This window comes from Streptomyces sp. NPDC006140, assembly GCF_040628815.1.
Lineage (GTDB): Bacteria > Actinomycetota > Actinomycetes > Streptomycetales > Streptomycetaceae > Streptomyces.
The window spans coordinates 27,687-43,300 of sequence record NZ_JBEXTS010000014.1; the positions used below are offsets into that span (position 1 = coordinate 27,687).

Below are 15,614 nucleotides of genomic sequence, written 5' to 3' on the forward strand. Positions count from 1 at the left end.
GTGGGCGAGTTGTGTGGCAAGGTGGTTGCCGTTCCCGGAGATCGGGTTCGAACGCCGCATCTTGTATAGACGAGTAGATGGGAAGAAGTCTTGCGCACCATCCGTGTAGAGACCTCGGCCGCGACGATCCTGCTGACCGAGGCGCCCGAGCCCAAGGTCCGCGACCGGCAGACGGGCGAGATCGCCAAGGACGCCACCAGCGGAGAGGCCCTGATGACGCTCGGCGTCGTCTACCTGGAGGACGGCGAGTCGTCGCTGATCAAGGTCACCGTTCCCGAGAGCGGAGTTTCCGAAGGGCTCACCCTCGGGGCTCCGGTCTCCCTGCCGGGTCTGGTGGCCCGGCCGTGGGAGAGCGTCTTCAACGGCCAGCAGCGACACGGCATCGCCTACCGAGCCGCCGCCGTGACACCGGCCGCGTTCCCGGCCGCCACCGGAGCCGCTGCCTGATGACCGATCTGACGACACTCCTGGAAGTTGGTGGTCCTGTCGCCGCACTCGGCGGCGGGGCCGCCTACGCCCGGGCCAACCATCCCGGGGTGTACTGGTCCACGGTCGGCCTGTCGATCTCCACCGCCCGGCTCCTCAGCTCCTACGGCTCGGTCATGGAAGCCTGCGGCCTGACCGTGGCCCCCTCCCGGCTGCGGATGCTGGCGGTCAAGGCCACCATCCGCCGAGAGGTCCGTCCCGTACCGCCGCGTCGGGGCATCATCCGGCCCACCTCGACCGGGCTGCGGCTCCGGCTCCGCCTCGCTCCGGGGCAGGAACCCGCCGACGTCGCCGCCTCGGCGGAACGACTGCGGCACGCCTGGGGCGTCCACGCCGTGTACGTGACCACGATCAAGCCCGGTGTGGTTGAGCTGCGGCTGGTCGGCTTCGACGTGCTGCGGCAGGTGCGGATGCCGCGCAAGGTGGACGCCGGGTTCCTTCGGGTGCCGGTGGCGCTGCGGGAGGACGCCATGCCGTTCGTGCGCGACTACCGGACTGTGCCTCACCAACTGACCCTCGGGGCCACGCTGTCGGGTAAGTCCATGTACCTGCGGCACCTGATCGCCGGACTCGCCCCTCAGTCGGTCGCCCTGGTCGGCATCGACTGCAAGCGCGGTGTGGAGCTGGCGCCGTTCGCCCCCCGCCTCTCCGCGCTGGCGACCGATCCGGAGCAGGCTGCCGAGTTGCTGCCCGTGCTCGTGAAGGAGATGGAGGACCGATACGACCTGATCAAGGCCCGGCAAGGCATCGCCCCGAACACTCCGGCGGAGGAAATCACCTCGGACGTCTGGGGACTGCCCGAGTCCGAACGCCCGGTCCCGATCGTGCTGTTCGTGGACGAGGTGGCTGAACTCTTCCTCGTCGCCACCAGGAAGGACGAGGAACGCCGGGACGAGATGGTCACCCAGCTCATTCGCCTCGCCCAGCTCGGCCGCGCGGCCGGCATCTACCTGGAGGTCTGCGGCCAGCGCTTCGGTGCCGAGCTGGGCAAGGGCGCCACCATGCTGCGCGCCCAGTTGACCGGCCGCGTCTGCCACCGAGTGAACGACGAAGCCTCCGCGAAGATGGCGCTCGGCGACATCGCACCCGAAGCGGTCACGGCCGCCTGCGCCATCGCCCCCGAACGGCCCGGCCTCGCCGTGGCAGGTGACACCTCCGGCGGCTGGTCACGCATCCGCACGCCGTACCTGTCGCTGGGCGACGCTGCCGAGACCTGCCGCGAGTCGGCCCACCTGGTCCCCGACCTGCCCGTGCTCAAGCCCTTCCGGCCCGACGTGCCCGTACGGCCCGTCGAGACACCGGGCCCGGCCGTGCGGCCCCGGCCCGTGACCGACTGACCCGCGCCCCCACTCAACCCCGGTCGGCGTGACCGCCTCACGCCACGTCCCTACCCCTCCCATGCCCGAATTCGGAAGGAGCCGCAGCATGCGCGCCCACCTGGCCCGCGTCGATGCGGTGCTCGTTCAGGCGGTCATCGCCGCCGCGCTGTCCTTCGCCCACCTGCACGATGTCGCCTCGGCGGCCGGACAGGACGGGTGGAAGGCGTGGGCCTATCCGATCAGCGTTGACCTGCTGCTCGTCGCCGCCTGGCGCCGCCTGCGCTCCGGAGAAGCGAAGACGGCCGGGTGGTGCTGGTTCCTGATCGCACTCGCCGCGTCCCTGGGCGCGAACGTCGCCACCGCCGGCCTGCTCGACCTGGACCACGTACCGGCCTGGCTGCGCATCCTCGTGGCGGGCTGGCCCGCGGTCGCCTTCCTCGGCGGAACCCTCCTGGTCCACTCGCCGCCGACAGCGCACGACGCGACCACTGACGCCGTAGACCAACAGGAACTCGACGGCATCGAGGACCAAGAGAACGCGCCCGATCCCACACCAGACCCCCCGACGCCACCGGCGGCCGAACCGGCACCGGCCCCACCGTTGGCCCCGCCTCCGGTCGCTGTCCCGGCCGCCCTGGTCGAGCACGCCCGCAAAGTCGCCGCCGACCACCACAGCCGCACCGGAAGGGCCATCGACACCCCGACCCTGCGCGCCCGACTCGGTGTCCCGCCGCCCATGGCCGAAGCCATCGCCGCCCAACTCACCTGACCAGCAAAGGGAGATCATGCCGCTCTTCTGCTTCAACACGGCCGCCGACTACCTCTCAGCCGCCCGCGACATGGCCGTCAGTGGCCGATCGGCGCTCGCCCGGCTTCTCGCCGAGGAAGCCGCCGACCGCACGCCGGACCCGGAGGAAGCCGCCCGGATCCTGCGCGACTTCCCCCGCCCCAGCCCGCGACAGGAGGACTGACCATGCCCGCACCGAAGCGCTTCCGCCACGTCAGCCGCATCGGCCCCGTCCAGGTCGGCACCTCCTACGACGGTCGCGGCCGGGAGAAGCACACCGCCGCCTGCACCGCCCCGCGCTGCGGCTTCTCCGCCGACTACGACAGCCGCGCCGCCGCCGAGCTGGCCGCCCGCACCCACCGCTGCCCCGTGCGCTGAAAGGATTCCCGACCCGTGACCGTCAGCCTTCCGCTTGTCGTCGTCCTCGGCTTCTTCGCCTGGGGAGCAGTCAGGTACCTCGGCGTCCGCGTCTGGATCGTCGTCCTGATCGCTCTCTTCGGCTTCTGGCTCTCCCGCACCTTCCTCGCCCCCGCTATCGAGTCCGGCACGCGCTCCGGCGTGACCGTCATAAACGGCTCACACACCTAGACGAGTAGATAAGGAGACCTGGCCCGTGTTCCTCCCGAAGTACCCCGACAGCCCGACCCCGCCGCCCGCGCACACCCACACCCCGACTGAGCCGACACCCGTACGGCGCTCGCTCCCGTCGGTCTCCATCGATCAGAAGGCCGTCGTCGCCCTGGTCGTCGGCGGGGTCGTCCTCACCGCGCTCCTGGCGGCCGTCGCCGTCACGGCCATCTCCGTAGCCGTTGCCGCCGTCGTCCTGCGCTCCATGCTCCGCGACCACCACCGCCGCTGAACTGCGCTGGCCTCCGGGGCGGCGGCACACGACCAAGCATTTCGCCGCCCCGGCGCCTGCTCCTCCCGACCCAGCAAGTCAGAAGGGGAACGCCATCTTCACCCGCACCACTCCGGCACCACTTCCGGAACTCGCGAACCTGGCCGCGCAGGGCACGCTGCCGGGTATCCTCCGCCAGCTCTCCGGACTCGGCGGCTGCACCCATCCGATCCGCCTCGACGGCCACCGCACCGAGTACGACGTCGACACCACGACCGGCGAGATCGGCAACGTCCTCCAACGCCTCGACTCGTCCAGCCTCCCGGCCGGACAGCTCCTCGTCCGCTGCAACAACCGCCGCACGACCCGCTGCGCGGCCTGCGCCGAGGTCTACCGCCGCGACACCTTCCACCTGATCACCTCCGGCCTGCGCGGCGGTAAGGGCACCCCCGAGCACGTCGCCACGCACCCCCGCGTGTTCGCCACCTTCACCGCGCCGAGCTTCGGCCCGGTCCACAACCGCCCTTCCAGCGGGCGCCCCTGCAACTGCGGCACCCACCACGACCAGGACGACGACGTACTCGGCACCGCACTCGACCCGGACACCTACGACTACGAAGCCGCCGTGCTCTGGAACGCCCACGCCGGTCCGCTCTGGCGGCGCTTCTCCACCTACCTGCGCCGAGAGGTCGCCAAGCGCGCAGGCCTGTCCCAGCGGCGCTTCCGCGAGCACGCCCGCGTGAGCTTCGCCAAGGTCGCCGAGTACCAGAAGCGCGGCGCGGTCCACTTCCACGCCGTCATCCGCATCGACGGTCCCAGCGGCGGCGACACTCCACCCCCTACCTGGGCCACGGCCGAACTGCTCACGGACGCCATCCGCGCTGCCGCTGCCAAGGTCTGCGTGGACGGCCCGGTCATCGACGGCCGCACCCACACCTTCACCTTCGGCCGCCAACTCGACGTCCGCACCATCCGCTCGGCCGACTTCGACGACGGCCAGGAGCTCACCGAGCGGGCCGTCGCCGCCTACATCGCCAAATACGCCACCAAGGGCGCCGAGGCCGCGACGGGAGCTCTCGACCGCCCACTCAAGTTCGCCGCCGAACTCGCCCAGCTCGACATCAGCGACCACGCCCGCCGCCTGATCCGCACCGCATGGTTCCTCGGCGCACGCAAGGACCTCGAACACCTCCGCCTGCGCGCCTGGGCTCACATGCTCGGCTTCCGCGGCCACTTCTCCACCAAGTCCCGCCGCTACTCCACCACCCTCGGCGCCCTCCGTGACGCGCGCGCTGAATGGCGCCGCGCGCAAGCCGCCGCAGCCAACGGCCCCGAGCCCGAGACGACGTACGTCCTCGCGCACTGGGTCTTCGCCGGAACCGGCCTCTCGGACACCGAAGCCTGGCTGGCCGCATCCCTCGAACCCGCCCCCGGAACGGAAGGAGAGCCCACCCGTGCATGACGACGAACTGCTGACGGTGCCTGACGTGATGGAGCGGTTGAAGCTCGGCCGCTCAACCGTCTACGACCTCATCCGCTCCCGTCGTCTGCCCTCGATCACCATCGGCCGGTGCCGTCGCATCCCCGCGCGGGCTGTCCGCGAGTACATCGCCCACGAACTGGAGGCGGCCGCCTGATGGCCCAGCAACGCAAGCGCAACCCCAACGGCGCCGGCACCATCACCAAGCGCAAGGACGGCCGCTTCCAGTGCGCGGTCTACGTCCTCCAGCCGGACGGCACCCGCGCCCGTAAGTTCGCCTACGGCAAGACCTGGGCCGAGTGCGATGCCAAGCGTCGCGAGCTGCTCGACAAGGTGGACCAGGGTGTGCCCGTGCCCACCAAGTCGGCCAAGCTCTCGGACTGGCTCCCGTACTGGCTGGACAACGTCATCAAGCCCCGGCGGAAGCTCAGCACGTTCGACAAGTACGAGGCACACGTCCGGCTCTACCTGGTGCCCCTGCTCGGTGCCAAACGGCTGGAATCCCTCGGCGTCGCCGACGTCCGCCGCTTCCTCGTCCGCCTGGAGAAGGAGACGACCGCCGCAACGGCCAAGGAGTCGCACCGAGTTCTGCGCTCGGCACTGTCCTCCGCCTGCCGCGAGGAACTCATCGCGCGCAACGTCGCCAAGTTCGTCGAGTCGCCCCGCACGGACAAGCCCGAGCTGCACCCCTGGACCCTCGACGAGACGCTCGACTTCCTCGCTGCCTCCCGCAAGGACCCGCTCTACGCGGCCTTCGTGCTTGCCATCGCCATGGGGCTCCGCCGAGGAGAGATCGTGGGCTTGCGCTGGTCGGACCTCGACCTCGACAACCGTGTCCTGTACGTCCGCCACCAGGTCCAGCGCCGCCGTGGCGTCCTGTACGACGACGACCCCAAGAGCCGTCGTCGCCGCGCAGTCCCTCTGCCCGCCCTCTGCATCGCGCCCCTGCGCTGGCACCGCCTACGGCAGGCGGACGCTCGTGCCAAGGCGGGGGAGAGGTGGCAGGAGTCGGACTACGTGTTCGCCACCCGAACCGGCCGCCCGGTCGAGCCGCGCAACCTGTACCGCTCCTTCACCCGCGTCGCCGAGTCCGCTGGCCTCCGTGTGATCCGACTGCACGACGCTCGCCACGGGACGGCCACGTTGCTCACGGCGGCCGGAGTCGCGCCCCGAGTCGTGATGGAGATCCTCGGTCACTCCCAGATCAGCATCACCATGGACGTCTACACCCACGTCGTCCAGGACACCCAGCGCGAAGCCATGAGCCACATGGACCGGCTGCTCAGGAGGCGCCGCATCCGCGAGTGACCGCCCGCGTTGATGTCAGATGTGGATGTCAAAGGCCCCGGACCATGATCGGTCCGGGGCCTTTTGGCTGGTGCCCCCGGCAGGATTCGAACCTGCGACACCCGCTTTAGGAGAGCGGTGCTCTATCCCCTGAGCTACGAAGGCGGTGGCAGCGGACGCATGGAGCGGCATGCCTGTGGTCGGGAAGACCACAGGCGTCAGCGTACCGGATGTGGGTCGGGTGGGTGTGGGGGTCAGGTCAGGGGGACGTGGGTGAAGCGGGTGGCGGTGTGGAGGTCCGATTCGATGCGGGTGGCTGTCGTCGTGAGGTCGGGGAGCAGGTCCGTGACGCACTCCCGGAGGGAGCGGCGGCTCGCGTGCATCGCCGTGTTCAGGGCCGCCACCACCCGCCCGGCGCGGTCGCGGATGGGGACCGCCAGGGAGCGGAGGCCTTCCTCCAACTCCTCGTCCACCAAGGCGTAACCCTGGGAGCGGACCGAGGCCAGGGCATGCCGGAGCGGGTGGTCATCGGCCCTGTCCGCCAGGAGGACCCGGCCCAGTGCCGTCGCGTGGGCCGGCAGGCGCGTGCCCACCGTGATGTTCACGCTCATCACCCGGCCCGTCGCCACCCTCGCCGTGAACTGGATCTCCTCGCCGGAGTCCGACAGCACCGCGAGCGACGTCGACTCGTGGATGCGGGAGGTGAGGTCGGCCAGGTGGGGCTGGGCGATCTCGGGGAGAGATGTACGGGAGAGGGGCGGGTAGCCCAGGGAGAGGACCCGGGGGGTGAGGGTGAAGGTGCGGGCTTCCCGGGGCGTGACCAGGTTCAGGTGCTCGTAGGTGATCAGGGCCCGCCGGGCCGTCGCCCTGGCCAGGCCCGTCGCCCGGGCCACCTCCGTGAGCGTCAGCTCCGGCCTGCCCTCGCCGAACGCCGTGAGGACCGTCAGGCCGCGCGCCAGGGACTCGATGAAGTCGCGGCCGAGCCGCAGTTTGGACTCGCCCGTCCAGAGCGCCAGGTCCGAGGGGGGTGGACCGGGCTCCGGGGGTGGGGTGCGGCGCAGTTCCTCCTCCATGTCCGTCACCGCCGACCGCAGCCTCGGCAGGAGCGTCGTCCGCAGGTGGTGTGCCGTGTGGCGGCTCGTGTGGCTGACGATGCTTGCCACGCACGCGATCCGGTCGCCGGTGGGCGCTTCGTCGTCCGGCTGAGGGGAGCGGACCGGTGCCGAGATCGCCACCAGGCCCGGTTCGATCAGCTGGTCGTCCACGGCCCAGCCGTTCGTCGACGCCTCTTCCGTGCGGCGTACGAAGTCCTCGTCGTCCCTCGCGTCCGCGCCGTACCTGCGTGGCGGTACGGCCGTGAAGGACAGGTCCCTCGGGTCCGCCGCCCTGCGCTCGCGCCAGCGCTGCCAGTCCGCGGCCGTCCACTCCGTCGCGAACAGGGGGCCGGGCGCGGTGCGTTCGGCGGGGAGCAGGTCGCCGATGCGGAAGCTCAGGGACATCGCGCGGCGGCGGGTCGCCTGGTGGATGAAGCGGATGCCGTCGCGGTCGGCGACCGCCAGGGACACCGACTCGTCCAGTTCGTCGGCCAGGGCGTCCGCGAGCGGGGAGAGGAGGGCGGGGAGGCGCAGGGCCGACAGGTAGGCGTTGCCCAGTTCCATCAGGCGGGGGGAGAGGTGCACGTCCCGGCCGTCCAGGCGGACGTAGCCCATGCGGGCGAGCGTGGCCGTGATGCGGTCGACCGTGGAGCGGGCGAGGCCGGTGGCGCGTTCCAGACCGCTCAGGCTCAGCGTGCCGTCCGCCTCCGTCAGCTCCCGCAGGACCGCGATCCCGCGGATGAGTGGGGTGACCGCCTCCGCGGGTACGGGCTGTGGTGGAGTGTGCGTTCCCGCGGCCGGTGCCGAGCGGCCTTTGGCCGTCTCCGGGGTCGGGGCCGAGCGGCCTTCGGCCGTCCCGCTGACCGGTGCCGGCCCGTCCTTGGTCGTCCCCCCGCCCGGCTCGCTGTTCTCATCAGCCGGTCGGGCGGGCCCCTCGGGGGTCTCGGGCGTGGGCTTCGCTGGCATCGGCTCTCCGGTACGGCGGTCGCGGCACGCCTACGGTAATCCGGACGCGGTTCGCCTCACTCCCTGGTCACCCGCACCCGGTATCCCCCGTCCGCCCCCGCCTCCGCCCCCACCACCTTGATCGCGACCCCCCTCCGCGCGTCCCTGAACGTCTCCCCGGCCCTGAACGGCGCGTCCGACAGCTCCGCGTGGACGTTCGGTGCGCGTGTGCAGCCGCCGCTGTCGCGGCGGGAGTCGTAGACCGTGACCGGGCCCATGCCCGTGTCCACCTCCGCGTCGACCTTGTAGATGAGGACGCCGGGGCGGCACACGGCCTCGTCGTTGCCCGCGCGGGTGCGCAGTTCGACGGCGTAGCCGGTCCTGCCGTTCAGGGGGACGAAGACCAGCTTGGGGCCGCCGGCCCGGGCGAGCGGTGTCAGGGTGTACTCCGTGGTGCCGGGGGAGGCCGCGCAGTGCACCTGGCCGGCGTCCAGCCAGCCCAGCTTCCACTTGTGCCAGCCGAGGAAGTCGTTGTTGGCGCCCCAGTCCTCGCTCATGATGTCCCAGTGGCCGACCGCGCCCCCGCCCTCCGCGGTGTACAGGTCGGGCAGGCCGAAGACGTGGCCGTTCTCGTGGGGGAGGACGCGGTAGCCGGTGCGGTCGTAGGAGCCCGAGCCGTCGTCCTGGCGGGAGTAGACGAAGGAGGCGTTGGCGACGGGGACGCCGTCCGCCAGCGGGGCCTCGGGGTTGCCTGCGAAGGTGACGGACAGGACCGTGTCCAGGGCGGAGGGGCCGGCATTGGGGGTCACGAGCACGTTCAGCAGGTCGAAGCCGCGGAAGTCCACCTTCGGGTCGGCCGCCGCGACGATGTCCCGGACGAGCGCGCGGTAGCCAGGGTCGAAGGGGGCACCCCGCTCTATGCCGTACTCGCGGAAGGACCGCGGCATCCGCAGCCAGGACGGGATCGGGGTCTCGGGGCGGTAGTCGAGGCGGCCGTAGGAGCTGGTGCGGAACCAGTGGCGGGTCTGCGGGAAGAACTCCCGGAAGCGGTCCAGGGCCCTGCCCTCGCCGGGGGCGTCGGAGAAGTCGATCATCAGGGTGAGGGCGCGGACGGTGCCGGTGGAGCGGGAGTAGCCCTCGGAGGTGGGGATGCCCTCGGACATCTGGACCTCGCGGGCGCCGCGGATCAGGCAGGGGCCGTGCGCGGAGCTGCGGGACAGGGCGATCGGGCCCGCTCCGGCCGCCGTGGTGCCCGGGTCGAGGCGGCCCGTGCCGGTCGAGGTGCTGACCGTGAAGGTCAGGGAGGTCACGCAGGCCAGCGCGGCCAGGCGGCGCCGGGATATCCGACGGCCGAGCGGCCCCGCGCTGCCCCGCCGGAAGCGCCGGAGGCGCCGGAAGCGCCGGGAGCACCGGAAGCGTCGGGGCTGCGGCTGCATGGACGTGACCTGCAAGGGACCTCCCGCGCCGTGGCAGCCGCCGGTCTCCGACTGCACCCTTGCGCTCACCCTGCGTCGCGGGGTGCGGGGGCGCGCGTTGGAGGAGACCGATCGTGGGTTTCCCGTCAGTAGGCCCGGTGCGGACGTAGTGCAGCAGCCCCGCATCGACAGAAGTGTGAGCCAGGTCACAAAGAATTGCCGTCGGAGCGGGAAATACCGGGGAGGCAGTCCCCGTTTAGACCTGTGTCCGAGCGAAACGGGGAGCCCCTCCCCGGATACGCACTTCGCATTCACGCCAGGAGTACGCCGTGCAGACCGCCACCCCCGTACAGCGCAAGGCGCCCCGGCCGCGCGCCGACGCCCTGCGCAACCGGGAGCGGATCGTCACCGCCGCCCGGGAGATGTTCGTCGAGCACGGCCCCGAGGTGCCGCTCGACGAGATCGCCCGCCGGGCCGGCGTCGGCAACGCCACGGTGTACCGCAACTTCCCGGACCGCGACGCGCTGGTCCGCGAGGTCGTCTGCTCCGTCATGGACCGTACGGCCGCCGCGGCGGAGGTCGCGCTCGCAGAGACCGGCGACGCGTTCGAGGCGCTGGAGCGTTTCGTGCACGCCGCCGCCGACGAGCGGATCAGCGCGCTGTGCCCGATGATCTCCAGCACGTTCGACAAGCACCACCCGGATCTGGAGGCCGCGCGCGAACGGGTCGAGCGGCTGGTCGCCGAGGTCATGGACCGGGCCAGGACGGCCGGTCAGCTCCGCTCCGACGTGGACGTCGGGGACGTCATGATCGCCGTGGCCCAGCTCAGCAGGCCCCCGGCCGGTACGGACTGCGTCCATGCCGACCGCTTCGTCCACCGTCATCTCCAGCTGTTCCTGGACGGGCTGCGGGCTCCCGCTCGTTCCGCTCTGCCGGGCGTGGCCGTGACCTTGGAGGACCTGCGTCGACCCTGACCTTCCCGACCGTCTGAAGATCAGGCAACAGTCCCTATGGCCGTCCCCTTAGGCGAGCCATCCCTTTTGTCGCTCTTTTTCCGTCACGAAGTCCCGAAGTGGGTACCCTCATGTCTGAAACAGCCTCAAAGGCTCTCGGCGCTCCGGCCGCACCGGACGCCGGCCGCTGGAAAGCGCTCGTCTTCATCGCGCTCGCCCAGCTGATGGTCGTCCTCGACGCCACCATCGTGAACATCGCCCTGCCCTCCGCCCAGCAGGATCTCGGCATCTCCGACGGCAACCGGCAGTGGGTCGTCACGGCCTACGCCCTGGCCTTCGGCGGTCTGCTCCTGTTCGGCGGGCGGATAGCCGACCTGTGGGGTCGCAAGCGCACCTTCGTCCTCGGTCTCGCGGGCTTCGCCGCGGCCTCCGCCCTCGGCGGCGCGGCCACCAACGAGGCCATGATGTTCGGCTCCCGCGCCCTCCAGGGCGTCTTCGGCGCCCTGCTCGCGCCCGCCGCGCTCTCCCTGCTCGCCGTGATGTTCACCGACGCCAAGGAACGCGCCAAGGCGTTCGGCATCTACGGCGCGATCGCCGGCGGCGGCGGTGCCGTCGGCCTGATCCTGGGCGGCTTCCTCACCGAGTACCTGGACTGGCGCTGGACCTTCTTCGTGAACATCCCGTTCGCCGTCATCGCCGCGGCCGGCGCCTACTTCGTCATCCGTGAGCCGGAGGGCGGCCGCAACCGCTCCCCGCTCGACATCCCCGGCGTGATCCTCTCCACCCTCGGCCTGGTCGCCCTCGTCTACGGCTTCACCCGCGCCGAGTCGGACGGCTGGAGCGACTCCGTGACCGTCGGCATGTTCGTCGCCTCGGCCGTGCTGCTGCTGGCCTTCGTGGTCGTCGAGTCCAAGGTCAAGGCGCCGCTGCTGCCGCTGCGCGTGGTCACCGAGCGCAACCGCGGGGGCATCTACCTCTCCCTCGGTCTCGCGATCATCGCGATGTTCGGCCTGTTCCTCTTCCTGACCTACTACCTGCAGATCGTGAAGGGCTACTCGCCGGTCAAGACCGGGTTCGCCTTCCTGCCGATGATCGCGGGCATGATCACGGGCTCCACCCAGATCGGCACCCGCCTGATGACCCGGGTCGCGCCGCGCCTGCTGATGGGTCCGGGCTTCCTGGTCGCCGCGCTCGGCATGCTGCTGCTGACGCAGCTGGAGATCGGCTCCTCGTACGCGGCGCTGCTGCTGCCCGCGATGCTGCTGCTCGGCCTCGGCATGGGTACGGCGTTCATGCCGGCCATGTCCCTGGCCACGCAGGGCGTCGAGCCCCGGGACTCCGGTGTCGCCTCCGCGATGGTCAACACCTCGCAGCAGGTGGGCGGCGCGATCGGCACGGCCCTGCTGAACACCATCGCCGCCTCGGCGACCACCTCCTACATCGCCGACCACATCGTGGGGGCGACCAGCCGGTCCCAGCAGCAGCTGGTCCAGCTGGAGGGCATGGTGCAGGGCTACACCAGCGCCATCTGGGTCGCCGTCGGCATCCTCGTGGTGGCCGCCGCGATCGCCCTGACCTTCGTCAACGCCGGCCGCCCGAACATGACCGCGGTGACCGGCTCCGGCGAGGGCGCGGCCGACGAGGTGCAGATCCCGGTCGTCGCCCACTGACGGCCGTACCGGCACCCTCACCCGTACACGCACCCGCTTCGGGCCACCCGTAGGCGCGAGGAAGGGGACGCCTCGCACCTACGGATTCCAGGACCTGCCCCGGCTCCCGCGTCAGCGGAGCCAGGGCAGGTCCGCACCCGCTTCGCTCGGCTGGAGTCCCTCGGCGATGATCCGCATGATCTCGCCGAGGGACTTCTGCTGTTCCGGGGTGAGCCGGTCGAAGACCGCCTGGCGCACGGCCTCGACATGGCCCGGCGCGGTCCGCCGCAGCACCTCGTAGCCCTCGTCGGTCAGCACGGCGAACTGGCCCCGCTTGTCGTCGGGGCAGTCCTCGCGGCGCACCCAGCCGTTCTTCTCCAGGCGCGCGACGGCGTGCGAGAGACGGGAGCGGGTGATCTTCGCCAGCATCGCCAGCTCGGTCATCCGCAGCCGCCGCCGCGGCGCCTCGGCGAGCTTGACCAGAAGGCCGTAATAGACGTGCGGCATGCCCGCGTCGCGCTGGAGCTGACGGTCGAGATGGTCGTCGAGGAGGGTGGCGCCCTCCATGAACGAACGCCATACGCGCTGCTCCTCGTCGGTGAGCCAGCGCGGTTCCTGGGGCTCCGCGGTGGAGCCGGTTGCCGGTGCGGATGCGGGTGCCTTCATGTCGTCCACTCTACGCGGACCCTCCTTGAACTTTAAACAAATGGCCCGTACAGTTTTGTAGGGAACCATGTTCTGGAAGGAGCCGCAGCATGTCCGCCGCCACCCAGGAGCGCATGCCCGCTCTGTACCTCAGCCACGGCGCCCCGCCCCTGGCGGACGACCCGGTCTGGCCCGGTGAGCTGGCCGCCTGGTCCGCCGGCCTGCCCCGCCCCCGGGCGATCCTGATCGTCTCCGCCCATTGGGAGGAGGCCCCGCTCGCCCTCGGCGCCACCGAGACCGTCCCGCTCGTCTACGACTTCTGGGGCTTCCCGGAGCACTACTACCGGGTGACGTACGACGCCCCCGGCGCACCGGAGCTCGCCGAGTCCGTGCGGAAGCTGCTGCGCGCCCCCGGCATGCCCGTCCAGGACGTTCCCGACCGCGGCCTCGACCACGGCGCGTACGTCCCGCTGGTCGAGATGTACCCGGAGGCGGACATCCCGGTCCTCCAGGTCTCCATGCCGACGCTCGACCCGGTCCGGCTCATGGAGATCGGCCGCAGGCTCGCCCCGCTGCGCGACGAGGGCGTGCTCATCGTCGGCTCCGGCTTCTTCACCCACAACCTGGCCGCGCTCCGGCAGGGCGGCGTCCCCGCCTGGTCCGCCGAGTTCGACGACTGGGGCCGGCGGGCCCTGGAGGCGCGGGACGTCGACGCCCTGCTCGACTTCACCCGCAAGTCGCCCGCGGGGCAGCTGGCCCATCCCCGCACCGAGCACTTCGCCCCGCTGTTCGTCACGATGGGCGCGGCCGACGCGGCCGGTGAGCTGGACGCGCAGAAGTCGGTGATCGACGGGTTCTGGATGGGGCTGGCGAAGCGGTCGGTGCAGTTCGGCTGACCGCCCCTAGAGCGGCTTCTCGTACCAGGCCACGTCCCAGTACCGCCCGAACTTGCGGCCGACCTCCCGGTACGTGCCGACGTGCCGGAAGCCGAAGCGCTCGTGCAGCCGGGTCGACGCCTCGTTCGGCTGCGCGATGCCCGCGTAGGCGCGGTGCAGGTCCTCGCCGGACAGGGCCTCGAAGAGCGCCTTGTAGAGCAGGGTGCCGATGCCCCGGCGGCCGGCGTCCGGGGCGACGTACACCGTCGTCTCCACGGAGGTCGCGTAGGCGGGCTTCGCCCGGAAGGGGCTGGAGGTGGCGTACCCCAGAATCCCCTGTGTGTCGCGGTCCACGGCAACCATCAGGCGGTACGGCCCGTCTTCAGGGTGGGAGAGCAGCCAAGGGCGGCGCTCCTCCGGAGTGAAGATCGCGGTATCGAATGTGATCGCTGTCTCATGTACGTAGTGGTTGTAGAGGGCCGTGAGGGCTTCGAGGTCACCCTCGACTCCCGGCCTGACCTGCACCTCTGTACGTTCCGACAGCATCTCGCCTCCCGGTGTGGCCGGACAGGGTACTGCATGATCAGAAAAATCGGGGGGCGGGTTGGGAATTCTGTCCTGATTCCAGTCGTTGTTTCCATCGGATGCAGGGCACCCGAGGAGAGTCCGGAGAGTCCCGGAGACGGAGTCCAGCGTCCGAAGGACCACCCGCTGACCTCACATCGCAAGGGAGCACGCATGGCAACCCGTGCCGTCGCCCGTCGTCAGTCCGCCACCGGCGAGACGGCCGACGCGGCAAGCAGTGTTCGCGCCCATGGCGGCGAGATCGCCGACCGCGACCTGGTCGGCATGTACCTCGACGAGATCGCGCGCACACCGCTGCTCGACGCCGCCAAGGAAGTCGAGCTGTCCCAGGTCATCGAGGCGGGTGTGTTCGCGCGGCAGGTCCTCGACGGGTACGAGGAGACCAAGGCGGACGCCACCCGCGAGGAGCTGGAAGCCCTGGTCGCCGACGCGGAGCGGGCCAAGGACGTCTTCATCCGCTCCAACCTCCGCCTGGTCGTCGCCGTCGCCCGCCGCTACCCGCGCAGCGGCCTGCCGCTGCTGGACCTGATCCAGGAGGGCAACGCCGGCCTCGTCCGCGCGGTCGAGAAGTTCGACTACCGCAAGGGCTTCAAGTTCTCCACGTACGCCACGTGGTGGATCCGCCAGGCCATCACCCGCTCGATAGCCGACCAGTCCCGTACGATCCGCCTGCCCGTCCACCTCGTGGAGGAGCTGGGCCGGATCCGCCGTGTGCAGCGCGAGTTCAACCGCGAGCACGGCCGGGACCCGGAGCCCGCGGAGATCGCCGCCGAGCTCGGCTCGACGCCGGAGCGCGTCACCGACGTGCTGGACTGGGCCCGCGACCCGGTCTCGCTGAACATGTCGGTGGACGACGAGGGCGAGACCCAGTTCGGCGACCTCCTGGAGGACACCTCGGCGGTGTCGCCCGAGCAGTCCGTGCTCACGCTGCTGCGCAGCGAGGAGCTCGACGACCTCATCGGCCGCCTCGACCAGCGCACGGCCTCCATCATCAAGATGCGCTACGGCATCGAGGACGGCCGGGAGCGCACGCTGACCGAGGTCGGCAAGGAGCACGGCCTGACCCGCGAGCGCATCCGCCAGATCGAGAAGCACGCGCTGCTGGAGCTGAAGAAGCTGGCCCGCAGCACCGGGTTCGACGCGGCGGCGTGACGTCGGGACAGTCCGGCGAGCACGGTCCGGCGAGCACGGTGAGCGGCGGCGATCCGGCGATCATGGTGAGCTTCCGGGCGTACCGCTCGTTCCCATGGCCTGTG

Annotated in this window: 18 protein-coding genes and 1 tRNA gene; 14 read left to right on the plus strand and 5 right to left on the minus strand. The window is 71.1% G+C overall.

Annotated elements, in window-relative coordinates:
- Positions 1 to 90 precede the first annotated feature (90 nt).
- The 10 genes from ABZ386_RS31080 to ABZ386_RS31125 all read left to right on the plus strand — a co-directional run bounded on the left by ABZ386_RS31080 (position 91) and on the right by ABZ386_RS31125 (position 6,218).
- Positions 91 to 447 carry a hypothetical protein gene (locus ABZ386_RS31080; RefSeq protein WP_358966890.1) on the plus strand — a complete coding sequence of 119 codons (357 nt, stop codon included), beginning with the start codon at positions 91 to 93 and terminating at the stop codon, positions 445 to 447.
- Positions 447 to 1,823, plus strand: coding sequence for an FtsK/SpoIIIE domain-containing protein (locus ABZ386_RS31085; protein WP_358966893.1), 1,377 nt, complete (start codon positions 447 to 449; stop codon positions 1,821 to 1,823). Before ABZ386_RS31080 ends, ABZ386_RS31085 begins: the two co-directional genes overlap by 1 nt.
- Positions 1,824 to 1,911: 88 nt before the next feature.
- Positions 1,912 to 2,574: a DUF2637 domain-containing protein gene (locus ABZ386_RS31090; protein ID WP_358966896.1), complete on the plus strand. Its 663-nt coding sequence runs from the start codon at positions 1,912 to 1,914 to the stop codon at positions 2,572 to 2,574.
- Positions 2,575 to 2,590: 16 nt separating this feature from the next.
- Entirely contained in the window at positions 2,591 to 2,776 is a 186-nt protein-coding gene (locus tag ABZ386_RS31095) for a hypothetical protein (RefSeq protein WP_356659274.1), read from the plus strand.
- 2 nt (positions 2,777 to 2,778) lie between these two features.
- The gene (locus tag ABZ386_RS31100; RefSeq protein ID WP_102910782.1) at positions 2,779 to 2,970 is read left to right on the plus strand and encodes a mobile element transfer protein; all 192 of its coding nucleotides are present in this window, start codon (positions 2,779 to 2,781) and stop codon (positions 2,968 to 2,970) included.
- Positions 2,971 to 2,985: 15 nt separating this feature from the next.
- Positions 2,986 to 3,180 (plus strand): hypothetical protein, encoded by a 195-nt coding sequence (locus tag ABZ386_RS31105; RefSeq protein WP_358966900.1) that lies wholly within the window; start codon positions 2,986 to 2,988, stop codon positions 3,178 to 3,180.
- A 25-nt stretch (positions 3,181 to 3,205) separates the two neighbouring features.
- Positions 3,206 to 3,451 (plus strand): SpdD protein, encoded by a 246-nt coding sequence (locus ABZ386_RS31110; RefSeq protein WP_358966902.1) that lies wholly within the window; start codon positions 3,206 to 3,208, stop codon positions 3,449 to 3,451.
- Between the two features lie 139 nt (positions 3,452 to 3,590).
- Positions 3,591 to 4,892, plus strand: a complete 1,302-nt coding sequence (locus tag ABZ386_RS31115) for a replication initiator (protein ID WP_358967070.1) — start codon at positions 3,591 to 3,593, stop codon at positions 4,890 to 4,892.
- Positions 4,885 to 5,067, plus strand: a complete 183-nt coding sequence (locus tag ABZ386_RS31120) for a helix-turn-helix domain-containing protein (RefSeq protein WP_358966905.1) — start codon at positions 4,885 to 4,887, stop codon at positions 5,065 to 5,067. The genes ABZ386_RS31115 and ABZ386_RS31120 overlap by 8 nt, the downstream gene beginning before the upstream one ends.
- Positions 5,067 to 6,218 carry a tyrosine-type recombinase/integrase gene (locus ABZ386_RS31125; RefSeq protein ID WP_358966908.1) on the plus strand — a complete coding sequence of 384 codons (1,152 nt, stop codon included), beginning with the start codon at positions 5,067 to 5,069 and terminating at the stop codon, positions 6,216 to 6,218. Before ABZ386_RS31120 ends, ABZ386_RS31125 begins: the two co-directional genes overlap by 1 nt.
- A gap of 68 nt (positions 6,219 to 6,286) precedes the next feature.
- On the opposite strand, the gene ABZ386_RS31130 is transcribed toward ABZ386_RS31125, so the two are convergent.
- The 3 genes from ABZ386_RS31130 to ABZ386_RS31140 all read right to left on the minus strand — a co-directional run bounded on the left by ABZ386_RS31130 (position 6,287) and on the right by ABZ386_RS31140 (position 9,546).
- Positions 6,287 to 6,362, minus strand: a tRNA-Arg gene (locus ABZ386_RS31130).
- Positions 6,363 to 6,451: 89 nt separating this feature from the next.
- A complete protein-coding gene (locus tag ABZ386_RS31135; RefSeq protein ID WP_351339020.1) occupies positions 6,452 to 8,257 on the minus strand; it encodes an IclR family transcriptional regulator C-terminal domain-containing protein in 1,806 nt (601 codons plus the stop codon).
- Positions 8,258 to 8,313: 56 nt separating this feature from the next.
- Positions 8,314 to 9,546, minus strand: a complete 1,233-nt coding sequence (locus tag ABZ386_RS31140) for a M6 family metalloprotease domain-containing protein (RefSeq protein ID WP_356617418.1) — start codon at positions 9,544 to 9,546, stop codon at positions 8,314 to 8,316.
- Between the two features lie 434 nt (positions 9,547 to 9,980).
- On the opposite strand from ABZ386_RS31140, the gene ABZ386_RS31145 reads away from it, so the two are divergent.
- Together ABZ386_RS31145 and ABZ386_RS31150 are read left to right on the plus strand one after the other, a co-directional pair.
- The gene (locus ABZ386_RS31145; RefSeq protein ID WP_356617419.1) at positions 9,981 to 10,625 is read left to right on the plus strand and encodes a helix-turn-helix domain-containing protein; all 645 of its coding nucleotides are present in this window, start codon (positions 9,981 to 9,983) and stop codon (positions 10,623 to 10,625) included.
- Between the two features lie 110 nt (positions 10,626 to 10,735).
- Positions 10,736 to 12,274, plus strand: a complete 1,539-nt coding sequence (locus tag ABZ386_RS31150; protein WP_351339027.1) for an MFS transporter — start codon at positions 10,736 to 10,738, stop codon at positions 12,272 to 12,274.
- 111 nt (positions 12,275 to 12,385) lie between these two features.
- On the opposite strand, the gene ABZ386_RS31155 is transcribed toward ABZ386_RS31150, so the two are convergent.
- On the minus strand, positions 12,386 to 12,919 hold the full coding sequence (locus ABZ386_RS31155; RefSeq protein ID WP_114257454.1) for a MarR family transcriptional regulator: 534 nt from the start codon (positions 12,917 to 12,919) through the stop codon (positions 12,386 to 12,388).
- An 89-nt stretch (positions 12,920 to 13,008) separates the two neighbouring features.
- On the opposite strand from ABZ386_RS31155, the gene ABZ386_RS31160 reads away from it, so the two are divergent.
- Positions 13,009 to 13,794: a class III extradiol ring-cleavage dioxygenase gene (locus ABZ386_RS31160; RefSeq protein ID WP_198678189.1), complete on the plus strand. Its 786-nt coding sequence runs from the start codon at positions 13,009 to 13,011 to the stop codon at positions 13,792 to 13,794.
- Between the two features lie 6 nt (positions 13,795 to 13,800).
- Here ABZ386_RS31160 and ABZ386_RS31165 read toward each other — a convergent pair whose 3' ends face one another.
- Entirely contained in the window at positions 13,801 to 14,319 is a 519-nt protein-coding gene (locus tag ABZ386_RS31165; protein ID WP_351339030.1) for an N-acetyltransferase family protein, read from the minus strand.
- 192 nt (positions 14,320 to 14,511) lie between these two features.
- Between ABZ386_RS31165 and ABZ386_RS31170 the strand changes: the two genes are divergently transcribed.
- A complete protein-coding gene (locus ABZ386_RS31170; protein ID WP_010035431.1) occupies positions 14,512 to 15,510 on the plus strand; it encodes a sigma-70 family RNA polymerase sigma factor in 999 nt (332 codons plus the stop codon).
- The last annotated feature ends 104 nt before the right edge of the window (positions 15,511 to 15,614 follow it).